At 69.6% G+C, this 1,061-nt stretch carries 1 rRNA gene and 1 pseudogene; one reads left to right on the forward strand and one right to left on the reverse strand.

The features are described from left to right. A pseudogene (locus ACFYPN_RS33510) lies at positions 1-963 on the forward strand (hypothetical protein); the annotation flags it as partial. Positions 964-969: 6 nt separating this feature from the next. Here the strand turns inward: ACFYPN_RS33510 and rrf are convergent. Next, a 5S ribosomal RNA gene (gene rrf / locus ACFYPN_RS33515) occupies positions 970-1,061 on the reverse strand; the annotation flags it as partial.

A 1,061-nucleotide genomic window follows, 5' to 3' on the forward strand; every position in this document is an offset into this window, starting at 1 on the left:
ACCACCGGAGCCAGAGCCACCGCGGTTGTCATCACGACGGAACCCACCACCACCGGTGCTGGAGCCGCCACGGTCGTCACGGCGGAAACCGCCACCACCGGAGCCAGAGCCACCGCGGTTGTCATCACGACGGAACCCACCACCACCGGTGCTGGAGCCGCCACGGTCGTCACGGCGGAAACCGCCACCCGAACCGCCACGGTTGTCGTCACGGCGGAAGCTACCACCGGCGCTGGAACCACCGCGGTCGTCACGGCGCTCGAAGCCGCCCGAGCGCCCGCCACGGTCGTCATCACGACGCGGAGCACGGTCATCACGCTGCCCACGGAAGCCACCACCGGCGCCGGAACCACCGCGGTTGTCGTCACGACGGAAGCCACCGCCACCGGTGCTGGAACCGCCACGGTCGTCACGGCGGAAGCCACCGCCACCGCCGGCGCCGGAACCGCCACGGTCGTCACGACGGAAACCGCCACCACCGGAACCGGAGCCACCGCGGTTGTCGTCACGGCGGAACCCACCGCCACCGCCGGCGCCAGAGCCGCCACGGTCGTCACGACGGAAACCGCCACCACCGGAACCGGAGCCACCGCGGTTGTCGTCACGGCGGAACCCACCGCCACCGCCGGCGCCGGAACCGCCACGGTCGTCACGACGGAAACCGCCGCCCGAACCGGAGCTCGAACCACCGCGGTTGTCATCGCGACGGAAACCGCCGCGGTCATTGTCACGGCGCGGGGCGGCGGAGCGGTCGTCACGACCGCCGCGGGAGCCGGCCCTGTCGCCACCGTCCCGGCGACGCGGCTCGCGATCCGGACGTTCGTCGGGAGAGTTGGTGGACATGGGTACGACTCCTGTCTTTGGGTACTGCAAACATTCTCGCGCAGTCGGCCTAACGACGCGCTTCGGGAAAACAAAAGGACCCTTGGTCCCAGCATGAACGCTGGGACCAAGGGTCCTTGAAAGATTGTTCGGCGGCGTCCTACTCTCCCACAGGGTCCCCCCTGCAGTACCATCGGCGCTGAAAGGCTTAGCTTCCGGGTTCGGAATGTAACCGGGCG

Origin of the sequence: Streptomyces sp. NPDC005576 (genome assembly GCF_042871745.1) — a bacterium.
Taxonomy (GTDB): domain Bacteria; phylum Actinomycetota; class Actinomycetes; order Streptomycetales; family Streptomycetaceae; genus Streptomyces.